This window comes from Micromonospora sp. NPDC047753 (assembly GCF_040642735.1).
Taxonomy (GTDB): domain Bacteria; phylum Actinomycetota; class Actinomycetes; order Mycobacteriales; family Micromonosporaceae; genus Micromonospora.
Genome location: NZ_JBEYSL010000490.1, coordinates 1 through 5,054, shown reverse-complemented (window position 1 = coordinate 5,054; position 5,054 = coordinate 1). Strand labels below are relative to the sequence as shown.

At 70.9% G+C, this 5,054-nt stretch carries 6 protein-coding genes; 4 read left to right on the top strand and 2 right to left on the bottom strand.

The window, feature by feature from the left end; genetic code table 11:
* Nucleotides 1–33 precede the first annotated feature (33 nt).
* Nucleotides 34–1,254 (bottom strand): MFS transporter, encoded by a 1,221-nt coding sequence (locus ABZ749_RS29245; RefSeq protein ID WP_357233438.1) that lies wholly within the window; start codon nucleotides 1,252–1,254, stop codon nucleotides 34–36.
* Nucleotides 1,255–1,465: 211 nt separating this feature from the next.
* On the opposite strand from ABZ749_RS29245, the gene ABZ749_RS29240 reads away from it, so the two are divergent.
* Nucleotides 1,466–1,636: a hypothetical protein gene (locus ABZ749_RS29240; protein WP_357233436.1), complete on the top strand. Its 171-nt coding sequence runs from the start codon at nucleotides 1,466–1,468 to the stop codon at nucleotides 1,634–1,636.
* Between the two features lie 136 nt (nucleotides 1,637–1,772).
* Here ABZ749_RS29240 and ABZ749_RS29235 read toward each other — a convergent pair whose 3' ends face one another.
* Nucleotides 1,773–2,465, bottom strand: a complete 693-nt coding sequence (locus ABZ749_RS29235; protein WP_091407574.1) for a Crp/Fnr family transcriptional regulator — start codon at nucleotides 2,463–2,465, stop codon at nucleotides 1,773–1,775.
* Nucleotides 2,466–2,734: 269 nt separating this feature from the next.
* Here ABZ749_RS29235 and ABZ749_RS29230 point away from each other — a divergent pair, with 269 nt between their 5' ends.
* From ABZ749_RS29230 to ABZ749_RS29220, 3 genes are all read left to right on the top strand, one after another.
* Nucleotides 2,735–3,232, top strand: a complete 498-nt coding sequence (locus ABZ749_RS29230; protein WP_357233442.1) for a polyadenylate-specific 3'-exoribonuclease AS — start codon at nucleotides 2,735–2,737, stop codon at nucleotides 3,230–3,232.
* A gap of 78 nt (nucleotides 3,233–3,310) precedes the next feature.
* A complete protein-coding gene (locus ABZ749_RS29225) occupies nucleotides 3,311–3,814 on the top strand; it encodes a pyridoxamine 5'-phosphate oxidase family protein (RefSeq protein ID WP_357233434.1) in 504 nt (167 codons plus the stop codon).
* 162 nt (nucleotides 3,815–3,976) lie between these two features.
* Nucleotides 3,977–5,054, top strand: a 1,078-nt coding sequence (locus ABZ749_RS29220; RefSeq protein WP_357233440.1) for a 6-phosphofructokinase, incomplete at its 3' end; no start/stop codon positions are given.

Sequence of the window (5,054 nt, the reverse complement as noted above, 5' to 3'; positions counted from 1 at the left end):
CTTTGGTCCGCCGACCGCACCCGTCGGGCGGTCTCACCCGTTGGCCGCTGCGAACCTGCCCGGCGTCGGCAGGCGTAGCCCGAGGGCCCGGGTGAGCAGGGGAGCGATCAGCGCCAGGGTGGCCAGCACACCCAACCCCGAGATGACCAGCACCCATCGTGGCCCGACCATCGCCAACAGCGGTGCGCCGACGGCGTAGGCCAGTGCCTCCGCCGCGTACGGGAACATGTAGACGGTGCCGAACACCACGCCGAGCCGTTCGGCCGGCACGTTCTGCTGGATGAGGGTGTCCGCGGCGACGTTGTGCCAGCCCGCGCCGACGCCGGCCACCGCCTGACCCGCAATGGCGAGCGCGATCACCGGGCTGATGCCGGTGACAAGCGTTCCGGCGCCGAGCGCGAGCAGCGCACCGTAGAGGACCAGGTCCATCCGGATGCGTACGCCGGTTCTCGCCAGGCACATCGGACCGAGCACCATGCCGACGCCGTAGGCGGTGCCCAGCAGACCGATCGTGACCTCGGTGGCGCCCAGTTCGGCGCGTCCGAGGGGGACGATGGCGAGGTTGTCCAGCGCGGCGAACATCACCATCACCAGGAACCCGACCGAGACCGCGCGGACGACGCTGTGCCCTCGGACCACCCGCAGCCCTTCGCGCAGCACCGTCCGCAGTGGCTCGGGCCGGCGGGTCGCGCCGGTCGTCGAGAGCGCCCTGACTCCGCCGATCAGCAACGCGGAGAGAACGAATGTCGCCGCGTCCACGAGCAGCGTGGCGGTCAGCCCGACGGTCGCCAGCAGGAGGCCGCCGACGGCTGGCCCGGCAGCGAGCCCGATGTTGACGCCCGTCGCGAGTTGCGCGTTCGCCGCCGGTAGCTGCTCGCGTTCGACCAGGCGGGGGAGCAGGCTGCGCCCGGCGGGAGTGAACGCGGTGGCGGCCGTGGTAGCCGCGGTGATCAGCGCCAACAGGACGGGCAGGGGTGGCGCGAGCAGCGCGACGGCGACGTAGGCCAACGCCTGGGCGGTGTCGCAACCGATCATCAGCCGGCGTTGGTCGAACCGGTCGGCCAGGGCGCCGAGCAACGGTCCGAGCAGCCGGGGCACCGTCGAGGCCAGCAGCAGCAGGGCGACCGCGCCGCCGCCGTGCCGGTCGTAGACGGCAATCAGAAGCGCCGTCCGGGCCAGCTGGTCACCGGTGTACGACACCAGGCGCGCCGACCAGTACCGACGAAATGCGACATTGCCGCGGAGTAATGACATGACCGGTGGCTCCTCACTGCTGCGGGTATGTCGGCACGGGCCCTGGAACAGGGGCGGGCGCGGCAACCTTGTCAGCGCGGCGTGGGGGCCAACAACCGCTCTTCAGCCAGTGATTGATGTCGATTTGTTCTATTTTGTCCCACCGCTCCACGCCGTAGCGTCCTCGGCAAGACAAGCGCAACAAGCACCACACACCGACCAGGAGGACGACATGGCGACCACGACGACGACCACGACCACCACCGCGAGCGGATGGGCCGGACCGGGCATCTGGGCCGGACCGGGCATCTGGGCCGGGCCGGGGTTCTGGGCCGGGCCGGGGTTCTGGGCGGGCCCCGGCTACCAGCCGGTCGCGACCAGCTGGATCGGCCCGACCCGCTGAACCCCACCCGCTGAACCGCGAGCACGGTGACGCCGGCTGCCACTGGCAGCCGGCGCAGCCGTGCGTACGGGTAGGAGAGCGGGCGGCGACGGGTGGGGCCCGTCCAGATCGGATGCCCGAGCGACGTGCCGGTCGGTCAGCGGTCGGCCATGCCGGCGCGGCGGCGCAGCGCGGCCACGTCGGTTACCACGATCCGGCGGCCCTCGGTGCGCAGCCAGCCACGGCTGGCGAACGAGCCGATCGCCTGGTTGACGCTCTGCCGGGAACCACCGGCCATCTCGGCCAGTTGGCTCTGGTTGAGCTCGATCGTGATCATCGGTGCCTGGCTCTCGCCCGCCAGCCGCACCAGCGTCTTCGCCACCCGACCGGGCAGGTCGAGGAAGACGTGGTCGGCGTTCTGCTCGGTGAGCCGGCGGATCAGCCCGCCCAGTGAGCGCATCACCGCGTCCAGGATGCGGGGGTTGGAGTGCACCAACTCCATGAACGCGCCCCGCGAGAGCGCGAGCGCCGCGCAGTCCTCGATGGCCTCCGCCGAGGCGGACCGGGTGGACGCGTCGAGCAGGGAGACCTCACCGAGCACGTCCGGTGGACGGATAACCGACAGCACGGCCCGCTCGCCGGTGGGTGCGGTGCGAAAGACCGCCACCGCGCCGCGGCGCAGCACGATCAGGGACTCGCCGGGATCGTTCTCCACGAAGAGCAGTTGGCCCTTGCGGTAGGTGCGCGGGACGGCGGCCGCGATGACACGCTGGCGCACCTCGGGCTCCAGCCCAGCGAACATCTCGACACCCGTGAGCGCGTCACCCGGCTCCGGCAGGCGAACCTCCACGGCCCAACCCCTCCCCCGGTCATGGACCACAATTCGCTCACCGGGCGAACCTGATGGGCCCCGACAAGGTGAACTGACACCGATTCGGCGTCCGGTAGCGGTACACATCAGATCATGACGGTCCGGTCGCTTGCTGTACACCCCTCGAAGCACTTCCGTGACCGTCACGGTCTGCGACGCGCCGTACGCGAGGTGTCGCGGCGGTGTGCTCCACCGTCGGACGGGCCCCGCCGGACGCGGCCGGGCGGCGGTGGGCGAGGATGCCCGGAATGGTCTACCGCTACTTCTACGACTGCGAGTTCATCGAGGACGGCACGACCGTCGACCTCGTCTCGATCGGTGTCGTCGACGAGTACGGCCGCGAGTTCTACGCGGTCTCCACCGAGTTCGACGACTCCCGCGCCGTGCCCTGGGTTCGACGCAACGTGCTCGACAAGCTGCCCTCCCCGGCGGATCGGGCCTGGCGCTCGCGTGAGCGCATCCGCGACGACCTGTACGACTTCCTGATGGAGCCGATCCGGGACCGGCCGGGGGAGCAGCTGGAGCTGTGGGCCTGGTTCGCCGCGTACGACCACGTGGTGCTCGCCCAGCTCTGGGGCGCGATGCCGGCACTGCCCCGGGAGATTCCCCGCTACACCAAGGAGCTGCGGCAGCTCTGGGACGACCGGGGTCGGCCGCCCCTGCCGGACGCGGACGCGGCCCGGCACGACGCTCTGGTCGATGCCCGGCACAATCTGGCCCGCTGGCGGGCGATGACCGTCCGTTGAGTGGTGGCCGCGCCGCCGTAGGTTTGACCGGTTCTGTCCCGGGCAACGGTTCGACCAGCCGAGCCGAGGGAGATTGCCATGAGCCACCAGCCGAGCAGCGCCGCGGAGGCACGCGCCCGTGTCACCGCCCTGGCCCGGGCCGCGCGGATCTGCATGCTCACCACGACTGCTCTGGACGGGCGTCAGGTGAGTCGCCCGATGGGGCTCCAGGAGGTCGAGTTCGACGGCGAGCTGTGGTTCTTCGCCTACGCCGACTCGGCCAAGGTCCGCCAGCTCCGGGTGAACCCGGAGGTCAACGTGGCCTTCTCCGACCAGAAGCACAACGCGTGGGTGTCGATCTCCGGCACCGCCACTGAGGGGTTCGACCGGGCCCGGGCCGAGCGGCTGTGGAACCCGCTGCTCAAGGCGTGGTTCCCCGACGGGCTGGACACCCCCGGTCTCACGCTGATCAAGCTGCACGCCAGCTCCGCCGAGTACTGGGACTCGCCGAACAGCACCGTGGTGAACCTGCTCGACTACGCCAGGGCCGCGGTCACCGGCCAGCCGCCGCAGGCCGGCGAGAACCATGAGGTGACCTACTGACCGGGGGCGGGTGCCCGGGGCGCGCTGTCGTCGTACCAGCGGGCCGACTACAGTTCGCAGTGACGGCCCGCCCCGGGCCGGCAACGGCGCCGATGGTCTGACCTGACACATACCCTGGGGCATATCGGGCTTTACCTGATGCTCCAGGAGGATGAGCGGATCATGCGTATCGGCGTGCTCACCGGCGGCGGCGACTGCCCCGGTCTCAACGCGGTCATCCGGGCGGTGGTCCGCAAGGGCGTCGCCACTTACGGTCACGAGTTCGTGGGCTTCCGGGACGGCTGGAAGGGCCCGCTCGAGGGTCTGTCCCGCCCCTTGGACATCGCCGACGTTCGCGGCATTCTGCCCCGCGGCGGCACCATCCTCGGCTCGTCCCGGACCAACCCGTTCAAGATCAAGAACGGCGTCGAGCGGATCAAGGACAACCTCGCCGCCCAGGGCGTGGACGCGCTGATCGCGATCGGCGGCGAGGACACCCTCGGCGTGGCCACCAAGCTCTACGAGCTGGGCGTGCACGTCGTCGGCGTGCCGAAGACGATCGACAACGACCTCGGTGCCACCGACTACACCTTCGGCTTCGACACCGCGGTCAACATCGCGATGGAGGCCATCGACCGGCTGCACACCACGGCGGAGAGCCACCACCGCACCCTGGTCGTCGAGGTGATGGGCCGGCACGCCGGCTGGATCGCCCTGCACGCCGGCCTGGCCGGTGGCGCCAACGTGATCCTGCTGCCCGAGCGTCAGTTCGACGTCGACCAGGTGGCCGGCTACGTCGAGAAGCGCTTCCAGCACCAGTACGCCCCGATCGTCGTGGTCGCCGAGGGCGCCCAGCCGCTCGACGGCCAGATGGTGCTCGCCAACCAGGAGCTCGACTCGTTCGGCCACGTCCGCCTCGGCGGCATCGGCCAGTGGCTCGCCGAGCAGCTGGAGGCCAAGACCGGCAAGGAGGCCCGCACCGTGGTGCTGGGCCACATCCAGCGCGGTGGCACCCCGACCGCCTTCGACCGGGTGCTCGCCACCCGCCTGGGCCTGCAGGCCATCGACGCCGTCAACGACGGCGACTGGGGCAAGATGGTCGCGATGCAGAGCACCGACATCGTCCGGGTGCCCCTCGCCGAGGCCACCCGCGAGCTGAAGACCGTGCCTCCGCGCCGGCCCGCTCGATCTGCTCCAGGGCGACGATCACCCGCTGCGGGTCCTGCTCGGCGACGAACCGGGCGCCCTGTGCCTGCACCAC

Bases quoted from the DNA above. Each gene is read 5' to 3' on its own strand.
- ABZ749_RS29245 (WP_357233438.1), bottom strand. From the start codon at position 1,254: ATGTCATTACTCCGCGGCAATGTCGCATTTCGTCGGTACTGGTCGGCG.
- ABZ749_RS29240 (WP_357233436.1), top strand. From the start codon at position 1,466: ATGGCGACCACGACGACGACCACGACCACCACCGCGAGCGGATGGGCC.
- ABZ749_RS29230 (WP_357233442.1), top strand. From the start codon at position 2,735: ATGGTCTACCGCTACTTCTACGACTGCGAGTTCATCGAGGACGGCACG.
- ABZ749_RS29225 (WP_357233434.1), top strand. From the start codon at position 3,311: ATGAGCCACCAGCCGAGCAGCGCCGCGGAGGCACGCGCCCGTGTCACC.